The organism is Desulfitibacter alkalitolerans DSM 16504, from assembly GCF_000620305.1.
Lineage (GTDB): Bacteria > Bacillota > DSM-16504 > Desulfitibacterales > Desulfitibacteraceae > Desulfitibacter > Desulfitibacter alkalitolerans.
In genome coordinates this window covers 205,869-222,611 of the sequence record NZ_KK211101.1, presented here as the reverse complement: position 1 = coordinate 222,611, position 16,743 = coordinate 205,869, and the positions used below count along the sequence as shown (strand labels likewise).

20 protein-coding genes are annotated in these 16,743 nt (G+C 35.1%); 2 read left to right on the top strand and 18 right to left on the bottom strand.

From position 1 onward, the window contains the following. Positions 1-21: 21 nt before the first annotated feature. The 14 genes from K364_RS25705 to K364_RS0112830 form a co-directional block, all read right to left on the bottom strand. Positions 22-300, bottom strand: a complete 279-nt coding sequence (locus K364_RS25705; protein ID WP_028308365.1) for a class I SAM-dependent methyltransferase — start codon at positions 298-300, stop codon at positions 22-24. Positions 301-518: 218 nt separating this feature from the next. Then, on the bottom strand, positions 519-2,570 hold the full coding sequence (locus K364_RS25695) for an IolE/MocC family protein (RefSeq protein WP_051534054.1): 2,052 nt from the start codon (positions 2,568-2,570) through the stop codon (positions 519-521). 61 nt (positions 2,571-2,631) lie between these two features. After that, complete coding sequence (locus tag K364_RS24030) at positions 2,632-4,002, bottom strand: sensor histidine kinase (RefSeq protein WP_051534053.1); 1,371 nt, start codon at positions 4,000-4,002, stop codon at positions 2,632-2,634. Then, the gene (locus K364_RS0112900) at positions 3,986-4,690 is read right to left on the bottom strand and encodes a response regulator transcription factor (protein WP_028308363.1); all 705 of its coding nucleotides are present in this window, start codon (positions 4,688-4,690) and stop codon (positions 3,986-3,988) included. The genes K364_RS24030 and K364_RS0112900 overlap by 17 nt, the downstream gene beginning before the upstream one ends. 178 nt (positions 4,691-4,868) lie before the next feature. Further along, positions 4,869-5,228, bottom strand: a complete 360-nt coding sequence (locus K364_RS0112895) for a hypothetical protein (RefSeq protein WP_028308362.1) — start codon at positions 5,226-5,228, stop codon at positions 4,869-4,871. Positions 5,229-5,237: 9 nt separating this feature from the next. Beyond that, positions 5,238-5,786: a hypothetical protein gene (locus K364_RS0112890; RefSeq protein WP_028308361.1), complete on the bottom strand. Its 549-nt coding sequence runs from the start codon at positions 5,784-5,786 to the stop codon at positions 5,238-5,240. Between the two features lie 15 nt (positions 5,787-5,801). Next, positions 5,802-6,422 carry a hypothetical protein gene (locus K364_RS0112885; protein WP_028308360.1) on the bottom strand — a complete coding sequence of 207 codons (621 nt, stop codon included), beginning with the start codon at positions 6,420-6,422 and terminating at the stop codon, positions 5,802-5,804. A gap of 154 nt (positions 6,423-6,576) precedes the next feature. Then, positions 6,577-6,780 (bottom strand): helix-turn-helix transcriptional regulator, encoded by a 204-nt coding sequence (locus K364_RS0112880; protein ID WP_035269255.1) that lies wholly within the window; start codon positions 6,778-6,780, stop codon positions 6,577-6,579. 372 nt (positions 6,781-7,152) lie between these two features. Beyond that, the gene (locus K364_RS0112870) at positions 7,153-7,965 is read right to left on the bottom strand and encodes an ImmA/IrrE family metallo-endopeptidase (RefSeq protein ID WP_028308358.1); all 813 of its coding nucleotides are present in this window, start codon (positions 7,963-7,965) and stop codon (positions 7,153-7,155) included. A gap of 3 nt (positions 7,966-7,968) precedes the next feature. Beyond that, on the bottom strand, positions 7,969-8,355 hold the full coding sequence (locus K364_RS0112865) for a helix-turn-helix domain-containing protein (protein ID WP_028308357.1): 387 nt from the start codon (positions 8,353-8,355) through the stop codon (positions 7,969-7,971). A 271-nt stretch (positions 8,356-8,626) separates the two neighbouring features. Next, entirely contained in the window at positions 8,627-9,430 is an 804-nt protein-coding gene (locus K364_RS0112860; protein ID WP_028308356.1) for a WG repeat-containing protein, read from the bottom strand. Between the two features lie 586 nt (positions 9,431-10,016). Continuing rightward, positions 10,017-10,529: a hypothetical protein gene (locus tag K364_RS0112845; RefSeq protein ID WP_028308355.1), complete on the bottom strand. Its 513-nt coding sequence runs from the start codon at positions 10,527-10,529 to the stop codon at positions 10,017-10,019. Positions 10,530-11,188: 659 nt separating this feature from the next. Beyond that, positions 11,189-12,094: a phospholipase C/P1 nuclease family protein gene (locus K364_RS25690; RefSeq protein WP_051534052.1), complete on the bottom strand. Its 906-nt coding sequence runs from the start codon at positions 12,092-12,094 to the stop codon at positions 11,189-11,191. 123 nt (positions 12,095-12,217) lie between these two features. Then, on the bottom strand, positions 12,218-12,685 hold the full coding sequence (locus K364_RS0112830) for a hypothetical protein (protein WP_028308354.1): 468 nt from the start codon (positions 12,683-12,685) through the stop codon (positions 12,218-12,220). Between the two features lie 136 nt (positions 12,686-12,821). On the opposite strand from K364_RS0112830, the gene K364_RS0112825 reads away from it, so the two are divergent. Continuing rightward, complete coding sequence (locus K364_RS0112825) at positions 12,822-13,340, top strand: RNA polymerase sigma factor (protein ID WP_169734757.1); 519 nt, start codon at positions 12,822-12,824, stop codon at positions 13,338-13,340. Further along, positions 13,333-13,584: a hypothetical protein gene (locus K364_RS0112820; protein WP_028308352.1), complete on the top strand. Its 252-nt coding sequence runs from the start codon at positions 13,333-13,335 to the stop codon at positions 13,582-13,584. Before K364_RS0112825 ends, K364_RS0112820 begins: the two co-directional genes overlap by 8 nt. 222 nt (positions 13,585-13,806) lie before the next feature. Here K364_RS0112820 and K364_RS0112815 read toward each other — a convergent pair whose 3' ends face one another. The 4 genes from K364_RS0112815 to K364_RS0112800 are packed head-to-tail and all read right to left on the bottom strand — an operon-like array spanning position 13,807 to position 16,595. Continuing rightward, positions 13,807-14,121 carry a DUF6618 family protein gene (locus K364_RS0112815; protein WP_028308351.1) on the bottom strand — a complete coding sequence of 105 codons (315 nt, stop codon included), beginning with the start codon at positions 14,119-14,121 and terminating at the stop codon, positions 13,807-13,809. 20 nt (positions 14,122-14,141) lie between these two features. Continuing rightward, on the bottom strand, positions 14,142-14,408 hold the full coding sequence (locus K364_RS0112810) for a hypothetical protein (protein ID WP_028308350.1): 267 nt from the start codon (positions 14,406-14,408) through the stop codon (positions 14,142-14,144). 33 nt (positions 14,409-14,441) lie between these two features. Continuing rightward, positions 14,442-15,242, bottom strand: coding sequence for an ExeA family protein (locus tag K364_RS0112805; protein WP_028308349.1), 801 nt, complete (start codon positions 15,240-15,242; stop codon positions 14,442-14,444). Then, the gene (locus K364_RS0112800; RefSeq protein WP_028308348.1) at positions 15,243-16,595 is read right to left on the bottom strand and encodes an IS481 family transposase; all 1,353 of its coding nucleotides are present in this window, start codon (positions 16,593-16,595) and stop codon (positions 15,243-15,245) included. It abuts the gene before it with no gap. Between the last annotated feature and the right edge of the window lie 148 nt (positions 16,596-16,743).

Sequence of the window (16,743 nt, the reverse complement as noted above, 5' to 3'; positions counted from 1 at the left end):
CCCTTGTGTTTAAAAGGTTTTCTAATTTAGTCCAAGTATAACAGCTTCATCTACTATAACCATCCCATAGTCTTTAACACATTCTCTAACTTCGCCCTGTCTATTTACTGCATTTATAAGCTTTAAAATAATTTCATTGATATCGCTTCGAGGCACGTGCAGCAATGATGCACATGCCCATATGCCATCAAACTCTTCTGTAAAGTCCATGTCATGGAATCTGAGGTTTAGACACGCCTGTCCAGTTAATTTCTGACACAGCTTGACCATTGTCTGTGAGGCATCCATTGAGGTTACCATATTAACCTCTATTTATGAAATACAGGAATCCCTACCGGAGCCACAACCTGCATCTAAAATTTTGCCTCCTCTAGGAAGCAAAATCAAAAATAGCTGATACAGGTGATGCATTTTAACTCCTATAGTTCTCTTATAATACTCTAGGCCATTTTCATTGTAATAAATAATGGTTTTGTCCAATTTGCTATCCACAGTTACTGTACTGCATCTGCTGTAAACTAGCTTCGTGCTTTATCATCACTTTGCATTTTCTTAATCCTTCTAGAAAGCAGGTAGCTATATGCTAACGCTGCTAAACCTAGCCCAATAGCCAAATAAGTTAGGTAATGTGGAAGAGAGTTAACTCTTACTGAGTAATTCATACCAACTGAGGCAAATTCTATACCTGCTAAATTCATTTCTTCATTAACCGCATCTCCCCCAGCACGCATGGGAACTTTTTTATCCTCTAATATCCAAGAAATGCTTAAGAATTCTTTATCAATATGAGGTTCAATTGCAGCTACAGTACCTTTATCCCATACAGCTAAATGCAGTTTATTACTCAAATCTGTGGTTCCTGGAGGAAATTTGAAATTAACATTGATAGAATTAAGCCTTGTGTTTTCACCATAATTATATAAATCAATATTTTGGCCAAAATACCAGCCAGTTTTACCTTTTGCTCCTCCTACAAGGGAACTGTCATATTGGTGCAATAAAGTTATGGACTGGGTTTCAAAGGGCTCAATTTTTCCTGATACTTTATAACCATTTCCAGTTCTTTCGATATTTAAGTTTTCTGATACAGAGAGGATATCACTAGGTGGTACATCCTCCCTAAATATCCTATAGCCTGGTAGAATAATTGTTTCCTCAAAGTATAGGGGAGATCCAGTCTCATTTTCATAAGATCTGTTCATAGTAAATGTTAACAGACCAGTTTGACTGCCGGTGCCCCATAACATTATATTTACATCTACTTTTTGATCTTCTTCAGAAACCTGGATATGTTCATAGGAAGTTAAAGGTACTTCATCTCCGTCTTTATTTAGAGCTACGATATCTGTCTCTTGAGCAGGTTGATCTGTAATAGCAAACCAAACTTCAATTTCTTCACTGGCTTTTACCCGTGTGGCTGGTTCGTTGTCTACTAATAAATTTTCAACATCAGAATTAGTTGCAACTGCATAGGTCAAAAATGTTGGTGCTTCCCCGTAAACAGCAGTAGCATAACCGCCGCTTAGTAAGTTTATATAATCGCCACCTGTTATCACTTGCCAATGCCCTTCCTGTGTTTCCTCTAGCTCCAGATAACCATGTGATAACTTCCCTTCACTTACATAGAACACAAAAAATCCGTTGTCAACTTCCTCAGTATGAAGAAGTTCATCAAACTGAAAACCTAAATCCTTTAAAATCTTTTCTACTTCAACTACTGCTCCTTGATAAATTTTTTGCCCCTTATAATATATTTTTAAGTTCTTACCAGGCATTTTTTCTGCTTCGTATATTACACCACTTTCATAACTCTTTATATCAAAATAACCATTATAATAATTCCAAAAGCCCGGTCGATTAGTATAACTAACAAAAGTATCTAATATTTGGTTAAATAAATTAATCGCTTCGGCTTCTGATGGTTCTTTTTCTACCATAAGCCTAAATTTTATATTTTTACTGCCATCAAATGCTGCTGCAGTGATATCCACCTTATCTGATTGAGTTAATAATTCTTCAGCTTTCCCTAATGCTTCACTAATATTAATGTTAAAATATGCTTCTGCCTTCTGCCTTACTAATGGCTCTAAATCATGAACATTATTTCTAGAAAAAATTCTATCATGGTACTTTTCCGGGAATAGTTTGCGAATAGAAGATGCGTACTCGGAACCGTCTAGTGGTCTATGATGCTCTATAACATTAAACTCTCCATGGTCATCTTCCTCTAATACTATTACCAGCGGCAAACTAGACCCACCACCTAATTCCGATGCTAATTCCCCATTTTCCAGGTAATATTCCTGGTAGTAGGTCCATAGATAAACATATATTTGGCCGTCATTTTTTTGTTCTGTTCCATAAAACTCTTGAGCTGAAAAAGATATACCATTATGAGATTTATGAGCTACTTGCTCTTCTATATACTCTGCAATTACCTTTTCCATATCATCTGTAACTGTCACTTCATCATTTTCTTCAACTACCACTAGCTGGTTTTGTGGTATTTTACATCCTGCTATTGTTACTAATAGCAAAGCTACCATAATTAAAAGTATAATTTTCCGCATTTTGTAAGTCCCCCTCATGTTTGTTACCTATAGTTTAATAAAATGACTTTGCTATAATGTTTCAAGGATGTAAACAAATTGTAACAGTTGTACCCACACCTAATTCGCTTTCAATAGTTAACTCCCCACCGTGTTTACTAATAATCTCTTGACAGATAGAAAGGCCCAAGCCTGCCCCTCCTAGCTTCCTACTGCGAGATTTTTCCACCCGGTAAAATGGCTCAACTATATTCTCTAGGTCATCTTTAGATATCCCCTTACCTTTGTCCTTTATTTGAATATAAATTAAGTCATCATGCCACAGCTTAAGCTCCAATTTATCTCCTTCAGAGTATTTGATGGCATTATCTATTAAGTTAATTAAAACCTGTCTAATCTTCTCGCCGTCTACTTTTGCTTTAATCTCTGCTAAGTCAGCTTCAGTAGTTAGACTAAATTTTTTCATCCTAAGTGCCATTGCTTCAAGGACGTTTTCTATTATCTCTTTTAAGTTTTCTTCTTTTTTAGTTAGTTTAAGGTCATATTGTTTAAGTTTAGAAAGTTCTAATAGGTTTTCTACCATTTTAAGTAAGGTACTACCTTCCTGCTGAACATATTTAATGCTCTTTTCCTTCTCAGCATCATCTTTTATCCTGGTGATTAGATCAGCATAACCAATAATATTAGTCAGTGGAGTTCTAATCTCATGAGTGACACTATCGTAGAATCTCTTTTGCTTTGCCTGCTCCTCTTCTAGGTTTTGGATCATGGTTTGGATATCCTGGCCCATTTTTTCAAAGGATAGAGCAAGACTTTCTACTTCATCTCCCGTTTTTATTTTTTCTATTTTATCAAAGTTACCTTTACCAAACTCTTTAGCAGCCGATTGGAGCTTTTCTAAAGGATTTATCAAGCGGAATGAAAATAGGTAGCTAAGAGCAAAGACTAAAATAATGGCAGCGATAAAGAGCACTAAAAAGATTACTATTAAATCTTGCCGTAGTTTATCTAGCTCAAATAATGAATATTGATAGGTAACTGACCCTAATATTTGCTCATCAAAAATAATAGGAAAGGAGAAAGAGAAAACCCTTTGGTCATCGGCTGTGTTTATGAAATAAGCCCTGTTACCTTTTAATGCTTCTCTCTGCTCTGGTCTTAAACCAAACTCATTTGGCCCAGTAATTGCAACCGGATAACCAACTTGTCTCATTAGTTCACTTTCTAATGAGTTTTTATTCTCCTCTATCAACAACTGAGGTGCATCAGACGATCGAGCTTCTAAATATTGAATTAAATATCTCTGTGAGAAATTACTCTGGCTTAATAGCTGGTTATAAATATTATTCAAATTATGGTCATATACTCTTTCAATGGCCACTATTCCCATGAGTAAAAAAACTATAATAATAATAGTAGCATTGATAGCAAATACTTTATTTCTTAGCTTCATTCTCTCTCCCCTTAAAGCGATATCCTATGGCAAAAACTGTTTCAATTAATTCCCCTTCTTGACCCAGCTTTTTTCTCAATCGCTGTACATGAATATCTACAGTTCTTGTGTCTCCAAAATAGTCATAGCCCCAAACTCTGTCTAATATTTCATCTCTAGGAAAAACCCTGTCAGGATTTTTATATAACAACAGCAATAAATCATATTCTTTAGGAGTTAGCTTCACTTCATCTGTATCAATGGTTACTCTCCTGGAATCTTCTAATACTTGTAGGCATGTCTGCCCTTTTGCCTGGCTTTCAGCTGCAGCAAATTTATGATTAGCTTGGAGCTTTTCTAGGCGTCTAAAGATTGCTTTAATTCTTGCTATTAATTCCCTGCTCTCAAAGGGTTTTACTATATAATCATCCGCACCTAGTTCTAGGCCAATCAGTTTATCAGAGATATCAGTTTTTGCAGTTAGCATTACAATGGGAATTCCTGTTTCTTTTATTTGCCGGCAAACCTGGTAGCCATCTTTTTTAGGCATCATAATATCCAGGATAATTAAATCCGGAATATGCTTTTTCACTTTTTCAATAGCTTCTTCCCCGTCGTAAGCTGAAATTGTCTCATAGCCTTCCAAAGCAAGGTTTTGCTTAATCAAGTTTACAATTAATTCATCGTCATCAGCTATTAATATCTTCATTAATATACCTCCATGTATCATTACATACCATTTTACTACAGACCTGAAGCTAATTCTTATCCATTTTGTAAACATTTTATAGCAAATACTGTAATCGAGATAATTAAAAAAGATGCCCATCAGGAATACTGACAAAAGCATCTTTTCTTACAAAGAAAAATTATTTTCACTATCATTTTCAGCTAGCTAAAATGGCCTTTATTGTGTCATATGACTTTTTTAATTCTTCTAGATCTTGTTTGCCTAAAAACTTGTCCTCATATCTTGCATCCATACTTGCATTATATAATACCAACATTTCTGCTTGAACTACTCTACCTTTTTTAACTCTTCTAGCCTCATTTAAAACCTGAGTGTGATTTTGTGGGTGATAAGGGGTTTTTCTATTAGCACAATGTGAGTGAACTAAGTGAAGGCAAGAATAGTACATCATTACTGCCAACCAATCAAAGTGAGTAGTTGTTTCTATTTCCATAACAGCTTCATGTATCAATGCTTCAGTATTGGAAAACTTTTTCCGATGGTTTTGAAAGTCCATTTTAACAGTTTAACCTCTTTTATACAGTTTTGCTGTGCTGGGTAATGCTTGTAAAGTGTGACTTTCGGGGGCTAAAATACGAAAATCAAAAAGATAGTCTTCTTCAAAATTCTCTTCGACCTTTTCAGCAAAAGCATGGCAATATTGTCTTTGAGTTTTGATATCCGAAACTGTTGAAACAACCCAAATGCTGATATTCTTATTATCTCTAATATAAAACACTTTTTCAGTAGTATCCATGTTGGCTAAAAACTCTATTAAGTCATATAAAGAATTGCTCTTTGGATAGTCCATTTCAATAATACTCTCCCCTAAAATACATTTGTGGGGAATAGATGAACTTAATTTAAACAGATCTAATAAAATATCCATATCATATCTCTTTAAATCTGTTGTATTGGATCTGTATCTATCTGAAGACCTTTTGCTGCCTACAAAGACTCTTTTTATTAATTCTTTATTACTAAAATCCCCTGTACCAATATATGATTTATATCTTAAAAAAGAACCTGCAAGCATTGCTTCCGTATTTGAACAAAAAGCTGTAGTAGTCTCCATGTTCTATTACCCTCCTTAAAGCTTCTCCAAAACTTCTTTTAAATAACCTAAGTATTCAGGAAACTGCTTTATAATTAATTCACTAGTTGGAGTCACTTTATCAAAGTGAATATTACATTTGAAATCGACTTGGCTATACCTGACTTCTTCAATTGGCAGGAAGTTTATTGAAAACTTTGCTTCTTTAATATTAAAACTAAATCCAGGAGACACAGCAATTATATCTGAGTTGATTTTTTTGCTGAGATTATATCCACCTGCAAAACAAGCCTCTAGCAAATGTTGATTATAATCAAAATCAGGGGTTTTGCATATTCCTTCAATATTAAAACCATAGGAAACAATTTCTGCACCTGGAACAGCTTCAAGAAAGTTGTTACATGATGTAGCTAAAAAACTACTAGTTTCATCACTACTTAAATATTGAGTATTAATAAATAACCGTCTATCAGAATATATGGCCTGTGCTTTTCTATCTTTAAAATTTACTATTAATATTTCAGGAACCTCTGCAATTTGAAGCTGTTCATCTGTAAAAAGTCCTTTTATTATGTCTCGTCGAACTAAATCCTTATCAAGCTCACGGAAAACTACCGTGAGATTAATATTTTCTAGTAGCAATTCTGCTATTTGCACTTTAAATCCCACCTACAAATTTATAAGTAGAGAACTTCAACATTTTTGGCTAAGTTCCTGCAAGAATAGATAATTTTTCCATAAAAAAAATATACAAGTCTAACGTTCTTAAGCTCTCTTTTATCTAAAACAACAAGTTCTGAAGGCCAACTAATTATTCCTTTGATATTATAAATGGCGGAAATAAATCATCTAAAGATCGGTTTAGTACATCTGCTATTTTGCAGGCATCTGATAGCTTAGCTACCACTTTACCAGTTTCAATAAAACATATATTAGAAACTGAAAGCCCTGTTCTTTTTGCAAGCTCTCTGCGGCTAAGCCTAACCTTCTTTCTGTATGCTTTAACTTTATTCATTGTGATCACCTCATGTAATTTTGTTTTGGTGGTCTTGCGCTTACCATTTAAACATCTAACATCTAACGAACTTTAAGCTAAAATACATGGGATGTTTAAAAACAAAAATAGCCGAATAATCGCTAATGGTTTAGCAATCATCCGGCTATTTGGTAGTTCATTGACTCCGCTGCTCGGTATGAATAATCATATTTCTGTGATTAATTCAATTCAAACTAATGTTTATTATCTGCTTGCACTTTGGACATTTTATACCAATTGCCCCTGTGCCCTCAGTATTTATGTCAAATAATCTCTTATTACAATTTGGACATTTTACTTGTCTTGACATAAACTCCTCCTTCTTGCTATTGACCTAAAATATAAACCACTTTAATATAACCTACGCTGCTTGGCTTCCTCTTTAACCTTTTTAATATCTTTGATAAACCCAAAGTTCTTAAGCTTTATTTCTGCTGCCTTTCGTGATACTCCAAACATATCTGCAATTTGGGCCGGTAGACCTAGCTCTGCATATATGTCATATTCAACATCTACACCAGTGACAATAAACCTTTCCTTAAAACCAGCGGTCTTTAATACATTAGCAGCAGCTGCCATAAAGGGGGTCTTTGGCATTGCAATTGCTGATGCCATATAATCTGCCTGATACTCCATCCAGTCAACAGGTGTTGCGCACTTTCTATAAGCAAAGTTTTCTAGATTATAGGATCGACACATTATTGCTCTAGGGCGCTCCTCAGTAAAAAAGGTTAGCTGATTCTTATCAATTCCATAATAGTCCTGGTGACACCACCAGTGTCCTGCACCTTCATGCAGGGCTGTGAAACGTAGGCGGCCAGCTTTTTCTTCTGCCAACAGTTCAGTGTTCAGAACAACTGTTCCTTCCCTTACATCAATTCTTTTCATACGTCCTGCATCATTATCATAAACCAATGCAAAATCATCACCAAATGCAGTCATTCCAAGAATATGCTCGTCAGGGTTGTCCGATCTAATATCTTGATATTCTAAATTTACACCTAAATAAAACTCTAAAAAATGCTCATAATTAATAGGTTGTGGATCTTTTATTAATTCAGGTTTATAGTCACTCACCAACTCTTCTGCAAGCTCATCCATTTCCCTTGCACTCATTATTGGAACCCTATTCTTATCTCTTTTATTCCATGAGAATTTTAACATACTTTAATCCTTACCCTTTTGATCAAATTCTTCAATAATTTTTTTCCAATCATCAATGGTAGCATCGTTCTTCTTTGCTTTTCTTAATGCAGCTCTAACATAATTTGATACCTCAGAGTCCATTGTGTATTCCAACAAATCAGGGGACACCTCATTACGTGCTTTGCCAGCTAAATCATACAAAATTTCCTGTTCTTCTGGGCTTATTCTTAGCTCTTCAATTAAAATTTCAATTTTACTGTTGTCCATTGGATATCTTCTATTGTTTTCAATGTCGCTTAAATATGCTGGTGATACCTTCAAAACGTCCGCTAATGCTCTCAATGTAATTTCTTTTTCCATTCTCTTCGCTTTAATAAAATCTCCAAATTTAATGTTTTCAGTTTTCATATAAATTTTTCACTCCACTTAATATCAATAACCATTCATTTATTTACGCTTGTTCGCTTATTAGCTAACATGTAAACTTTAACATACCCCTGGATTTATTGTCAAGGGGTTGATGGTATTTTTTAGTAGGTTTTTTGCAGATAAATCATACGCCATTGTCTATAGAAGCATTATTGTAATATTCTTATATGCATAATACTTTATGGTCTTTTCAAGGGTAAGCCCAGCCGGTTAACCTCAGATGCTCCTCCACCGCCTCTTGCGGGAGATCTCAACGGTTATCTATATAAATATCGTCTATACTTAATAAACTTATATTATCATTCTTAACAACTCTTAACTTCCCAAGATCCTCTGCTAGTTCAATTTGGTCATACTCAACCTTCAACAATTTATTTCCATTAACGTCATAAAGGCCCATATGGCCAACAAAAACATCGTAATAATCTTTAGCTACATAATCTCCTTTTAGAACTACTATTAAATCATCATTTAAGTAATCTGCATAGGAAAAAATTACTGGTATTATCTCTTGCCCGTTAATGTCTATGAAACCATATCTTCCATCTCTCAATACTAAAGCTGCTCCACCTCTGTAGTACTGCATGGAATCATAGATTGGTTTTACAACCTCTACACCACTTTGATGCAATACTCCCCACTTTTCTCCTTCCCTCACAATAAAAAGCTTATACTTTATGAAATCTGCTTCATGAGCAGTAATAAAATCATATTTTACCTCAGTAACCTCATTACCCTCTAAGTCAATTAAGCCATATTTCCCATCAAAATGAATACTATCAGTCCATTTACCAAACCCCACTATTGCATATCCATCATAAAAATCTGTTGAATAATCAAATTGGTGTTCAATAACTGTATTCCCGTTCTCATCTACGTAACCATATTTGTCATTCTTTAAGCTTATGGAGAGTTTAGTTGGAATGGGCATTACCTCGTCTGATATTGAAATCTCCGACTCTTTGCTAAACTTCTCTATTATACTTGGTTTTTGGCACCCCAAAAATACTAAAAGTATGAAAATAATAGATATACTTAAAATAAACTTATTCATTTGGACACCCCTTTAGAAAATCCACATAAATCTAATATAACGGAACCGCCAATATTTCTTTCAAGAAGTAAACTTTGTTTATCATCAACCCATACATGTTAATCTGCTTATACATGAAGTATAGTTGGACACAAATATTGGGCAAAATTCAAAGGTTGGTCTATATCCGTACTGCTGCCCACAGAGACAGCCAAAAGATAGTAAATATCTGCTACCATATAAGATATATCCTGTAAACACCTATAAGTAATATGGCTACACCAGGTATCCTTATGAGCCACCATGCCTCTAGAGGTGATACATTCCTATTTTTAAATACATTAATAAAGAAGTTGGGTCTTATAATTGCTATCAAATAGCCTGCCATTGCCGTACCCCAAAAAATTGTATAAGATATGGCTTTTTCAATACTACCACTCTCGTATTGAAAAAAAGATAAATTGAAATAGCTGCAATTAGTAGCAATAAAGCGTATACAACCCTATTAAGCTTCATATTGGCTCCTTCCTGCCAGTTTATGTTATTACAATAAATCTAATACGCCTCATATAGAAACTACGACCAAAAAATCTATGAATTTATTCCATTAATAAGGGGAGTTATTAGCTTTGTTAATGTAATCATGAACTTTCCAATAACGCATACGGTATTCTATTCGACTTATCCTTTTATCTGTTAAACAGGAGATATCTAATTTCCCATATCTATACTTTATAAAGTTGTACCCAACAGGTCCAGCGATAGTTGGAATTCTTATTTGTCTTTCTTTCCCATACTTATATGCGTAATATAATTTGTCTTCATAAACAAAATAGCCTTCAGTATTATTTTGTGTTAGCTCTACTATTAAATCTCTTTCATGTGTATAGACCTTACCTTTTACAACATAATAATATGCGTTATTGGCACGAAAATTAGCGTCTGCCCAGCTATGTGTTTTTTTATCTGGACTTTTATCAGAACTGTGTTGGTACCTTGCTAAATTAGCACCACTTCCACCTAGACATGAGTAAAAAAAATAAATGAATATGATAATAATGAAAATTGTTATGGACCAAAATACTATGTGGTCTGCTCTTTTTTTCAAAGATAATTCCATTTCATCACCTCTGACCCTGTAAAGTTTTTACCTAGCACTAATATTAAGTCTTACTTATTAGTACCATTGAATGCTGATTAGTTACACTTAAGTATAAAAACTTTTTTTCTAATATTCTATTCGGGTTAAGACCCCCACTTCTATAAGTGAGCTCTAAATCCGGCGGAGTAGAGTCTCCATCTGGCTAAACGGATGTACAGCTTGTCTGAACAAGTTCACCTGTATACAAAAAAGCAGCTCCTGGGCCTACGAATAATACTATTGGTAGTATAGACCAGGTGCCGCTCTTTTGACCTAGCGTTACTTTACCAATCGACCCCGAGTAATAACACCAAATGGGGTAAAATCAATGTGGTCAATCTTTTTACTAGCACTTACAGTAAGGTTTCCCCGCATGTAGTTTTGGAAATGCATCCCATTCAAAACTGTAGGATAATGCCAAGCAATGATGTGAAGGTTTTCCAATTGTATCATACAACCGAGGACAACCTTATTTTTAAAACTAATTTAAATTTTCATTGAGCCTGTATGCGCATTTTAAACTCTACTCTGCTTAACTTTTTGACTTCATATTTAGTCATATCTACTTTATACGCAATAATATCGTTTTTTGTTATAGCCAAATAGTAACACCACCTGTTTTCCTTCATCTTAACCTTTTAGATTTCACCTACCGTTTGCAGGAAACGATAGAGAAAAGCCGCCATATAATTTTGTCCATGTTTTAGTGTATTATTTGCTGTTGAGCCCCAGTTAAGAAGTCTATATACATCTCTATCTGGATGGGATTGGTCAAGAATAAATGTTGAATCGTAATAAGTGGCATAGGCACATCCATTTGCAATGTTTGCTCTCATTACATTCCAGGAACCACCAATATGATATTGGTTACCATTGATTAACCTATAATTATTTCTATTTGCATCCGCCCAATCTTCAAAGGCAGTATGGTCAGAATCTAACGCAGTATGGTTATGAACATGGTGTGGAGCAGAAAGATCGCTTAGGTAATGTAATGAGCATCCTAGATAATGTAATGCTAAGGCTCTATTTGAGTTCCAATGATTCCTTGCTTGATCCGACCATTGCTCAAATCTTATTTTGGCCGTAGGACTAGTCTGGCCCATGTAGTTCCTTCCTGTTGTTGGGTTGTAAAAGTGCCCCGCAAATGAAAGTCCGTCTGTTTCCCATATATCGGGCCAATCAGCACCAGCCATCATTTGACCTATATGACCACCCGCATAAAAAGGATCTGTTACCCAATAGCCAAAGTCATTTTCTAGAACTGCAAGTGCTCTGCTTACCATCCATTGATGTACCTTTGCTGATCCTTGACTACCCCAATGAGGTGATATTTCACCATCATTTTCCCACAAAAACAAAATTGTTATTCCATCTTCATCATAGAGTATATCTTCTCCATTTGCAATTCTTTGTACGATTTCACGGTCAAATTTTATTCTCTCTTCCAGACATTCAAAGTCACTATCCGATGCCATAGACATAGCGGAAAAAACAAACAGCACTGTTAATATTATTATAAAAAATCTTTTACTGATATTCATATTAATTCACTCCCTTGTATGATAGTTTATAAACTTACGCTATCTTTTACATATAGACACTAGTAGAATAATTATTCCACTCTCATAAGCACCACCTCCACTTCATGATTACAATGCCTAATCTTAATTAATAAACAATGCCCCTGTAACTGCTGTAGTTGTATCTTGTATCGTATTTGTTGTTGCTTTATGTACCGTTCTTACCCTATACTCAGATCCTTTAGCAACTGAAACGCTTTTTGCTCCACTAACCTTATTAGTGTAGTGGCTGTACCACTTTTGACTGTGAATATCTACCCATGTTCCGTTGACCTTTCGCTGCAAAATCACATCTACATCAATGTAGTTTGCAGTTTGGTTGGTATAGGTGTATCCATATATCTCTACAACTCCATTACCCAAATCACGAATCCTGGCTCTCCACTCTTCGATTAAATACTGCTGCGTTGCTTCAATCCCATAAATAACCCCGCTGTCCATTTCTCTTTTGAAAGTTACTTCAGATTCACTAATAACCTCACTAGCCACTAACAAAGTAGAACTTAAGCAAAGAATTAAAAGCACTACAATAATAATTTTTGTTGCCTTCATTTTTAATTGACCTCCTAAAAATTTGTTTTTTCGATACTTAGTCGTTTTTTTTAAAAAAAAGGTTCCACTTTTAGAGGTAAATTTTTGTAAATATAGAATTTTTATTTTGAGGTGAGAGTTTATGGAGAAAAATTCAATGGAAATTCTGTTTAAACTTCACTATGAGAGGGTCTATAAATCTACATTTATTGCTACTGGAGACGCTGAATTATCAAAAGAAGCAACTCAAGAGGCTTTTTGTGAAGCATTCCGTAATATAGATACCCTTAAGGATAAAACTAAGTTTCCAGCATGGGTATCTGCTATAGCTGTTAACAAAGCAGTTGATATAATTAGAAAAAACAATCAAGCCAATAGAATTAAAAATAAAGCTATTCTCTACTATATGAACTTTAATGCACATAACCCAGAAGATCAGTTTTTTATTAAAGAATCCAGAAATGAAATGATTACTGAATTGAGAACTTTGCCTGAAAAATATACTGAAGTTTTGTTATTAAAGTTCTACCATAATCTATCAGAACAAGAAATTTCCTGTTTATTAAAAATTCCTAATGGAACTGTTAAAAGCCGTATTCATAGGGCGAAGGAAATTCTAAAAAAGGCTTTTGAGGATAAACAGAGCTATGGGAAGGTGATTAATCGTTATGAATAAAGATATAGACGATAAAATAAGAGATGAATTCAAAGGCTATGATGAATCTATAATAGTGCCTGATATAGAACAGGCATGGGTGGACTTTGAAAAAAATCTGCCTGTAAAGGTCAACAAAAGTCAGAGGAAAAGAATACCTAGATTTTTTCTTGTGGCAGCAGTTATTCTACTTATCATTGTTTCTACCAGTATTCTTTCTAATAATCAGGCAATTGCAAACCTGTGGTGTAGATTATCAAATTAAAGCAGAGTAAATTCTCAAATTAATTTAGGTCCATTTTACCAGATATTAGTGAATTCTTTCAAATTAAATCAGGACAGATAATTAAAATTTTCATATTACAGTAGTATTATCAGTGTTTTTGCTTACAAAATATGGTTTGAATCTATTAGGTAGATTTGTTAATATTACTGGAAAAATAGTAAAAGAGCAGGTTTTCTGCCCTTTACCATATACAGTATGCAATTAGAGATTAAGCTTATCTGCTAAAACATACAACGCCTGAGCAACAGTAATCCCATCAACTTCCCCTAAAACAGCAGTAAGTTTTTCAGTGTTCCAGAACTTGTCCTTAAGATTACTAAGATGACAGCCGGTATTGTAGTCAGGCATGCACGCAAACCCTCCATTTGAGGTTTTTCCAAATACAACCGTGATGCCTGATCTACTTTCAATCCCAATTTCAAAGTGACTTCCATGATTTACAACCCTGGGAATGATCCCATTCCAACGTTCTATGCCATCATCAGTCTTCATTTGGCATTCAAAAGATAACTGCATCAAACCATCTCCTCTACATTTTAGAAAGGTATTTCCGAAGAAGCAGAATCATTAATACTAATTGAAACCCCAGTATTATCCTTTTCATCAGCAAATTTAAACACCTCTTCAACAGTTGTTCCCCATGCATAATAAATCAAATGTTCAATTACATGCCCCAGGACTTCATCGTCAAGTACAAGAAAAACTCTATCTCCACTCTGAGTTTGAAAACAAAGCTTTATACCATCGTCGTTATACTTTACCCCAACCTCATCAATAGTTTCTGGTTGTAGAATAATCTTCACTAATTACCTCCAAAAAAGACACCTTTGATTCTCTTAAATATCAAAGTCTTTTTGTCCTTGATAAACAGTTTCTTCATCAATTTGGTTCTGACGCTTTGAGCAGGCATACATTAGACTGGCAGTAGCCAGGTTATTAACTAAGCGGGGTACTCCCTTAGAAACTGAAAAGATAGCTTCAGCTGCAGATGGGGTAAAGATATTCTCAAGAACACCGGCTGCTTTAAGTCTTGAGGCTAGGTAATCCTCCATTTCTTCCTTTTTCAAGCCCTGCATTAAATGCTTAATGCTGATTCTCTGCTTAAGAGGAGCATTGACAGACAAACTCAGCTTGTTTCTTATCTGTGGTTGTCCTGCTAAAATGAGTACAAAAGGATTTTCAGAATCCATTTTGAAGTTGAAAAGGAGCCGTATGTCTTCAAGTATGCCATTAGACACTAATTGGATTTCATCTAGCATAATCACAGGAGTAATTTTTTGATCATAATACAGTGAGCTGATAGCCTGCTGTATTTGATGAAACATAGTGACCTTCCTGTTAGCAGGAATTTCACCTAAAGCCATTAAAAGCCCACGGTAGAAGTCCATTACCGTAACTGTAGATAAGGTAAAATAACAAGGTTTAAAAAGCCCTGGGTTTAGCCCGGCAGTAATATTTCTTAAAGCAGTAGACTTGCCCGTTCCTGGCTCTCCCATAAGAAGCAATATGCCGCGGGATGATTGAATGTACTTAAACCGTGACTTGAATTCTGTAATATCATTGCTTTCATAAGTATCATTAACATCAAATTCTTTTAAAAAAGGATTGTACTTTAATCCAAAGAATTGGGTAAACATTTAATTTTCCTCCTCCATCATTTGAGTAAAAGAAATTGTCTGTTCTACCGGTGGCTCATCCAAGGGGGTCTTTTTGATATCATTATCTTTACCAGTAGGATTAGATGGAGGTCTGCCTTTTCGTTTCATGTGAGCATTATCGTGAAAATTAACCTGCAGTGCTTCACCAACCTTTTTATCATCGGAATAGATGAAAACTGGCCTGAAAGGTGTTTCAAGCCACGCTGGTTCATACCTGATTTCCACTTGCATACCAGCAAACTTAATCTTAGTTTCAAACAGGATGTTGTCAATGCTAAATGTCCCATCATGACTGACTTTTCTTTTCTTTCTAAGTAAAAATTTTTCATCAAGACTTTTGGGGTCATTACATAACTTAACCCTATCCACTTGACTCATAAAAAAATCAAGGGGACTCAAACCATTAAGAGAACTGTGGAGCTTTTTATGGTAGTCCTCATCAAGCCATTTAAAAAGCCTTTTGTTTAAATCATCAATATCCTTTATGCTGTCCATATCTAATGTGCTTAAGAACCTTTTTCTTACCGTTAGAAATAGCCTTTCAACCTTGCCCCGACTGTTTGGCTCGTAGGGCCTAGAGTGGATTAGACTGCAGCCTAGGCTTGCACATACCAGTTCAAATTGTTGCGACCGGTAAATTTTTCCGTTATCGGTAAAAATCATGGTTGGAAACCCTCTTTTTAAGAGAGCTTGCTTAAAGGAATCTCTTAACGACTCAAAGCTCTGGGAAAAGTAAAACTGAGCATGAGTCACCAGGCGGCTAGCGTCATCCAGATAGGCAAAAAGATAGGTTTGTCTTCTCTTTTTCCCATCTTTGATGAACGGTCCGTACATTACGTCGCTTTGCCAAAGTTGATTGATGTACTCATGAGAAAATCGCTTCATCTCTTTATCTTCTTCATCTTTAGCCAATGAAGTTTTTAATCGTTCTGCCTTTAGATATCTGTATAAGGTGCTAATTGATATTTTGGCAGGATCTATTACACCATCTTTTATCAAAAGTTCATAAATGACGGTTTTTGGTGCTTTGGGATGCATTGCTTTCTTTTCAATTATCTTAGCTCCCAGTTCTTCATTAATCCTGCGGCTGCCACCCTTATCCCCTCTAGGGAGAGGCTTTAATGCATCAATCCCACCACGCATATAATCGCAGTACCAGGATTCAACTGTTTTTGGTGAGTATTTTCTGGCACCATAATAGGGCATCTCAATAGGCTTTTCGGTAACAGTAGAGTAATAGGCTGTATTGTTTGTAACTTGTCCATTGAGCACTGGGCTTATCAGAGAAAATCTTTTTAAAGCTATTGCATTTCTGGTATTTTCATCAAGCACTTGTTAAGGCCTCCTTTAAATGAACTTAGGAAGCCGTGACCGGTCAAGGCTCTATACTAATATTACCAAGTATGTTAGCCCAAACATAGGAAAATGAAGTGTTGGAACACATTTTTCTAACCAGGTCTTAAAATATGCTTTTTTTAAT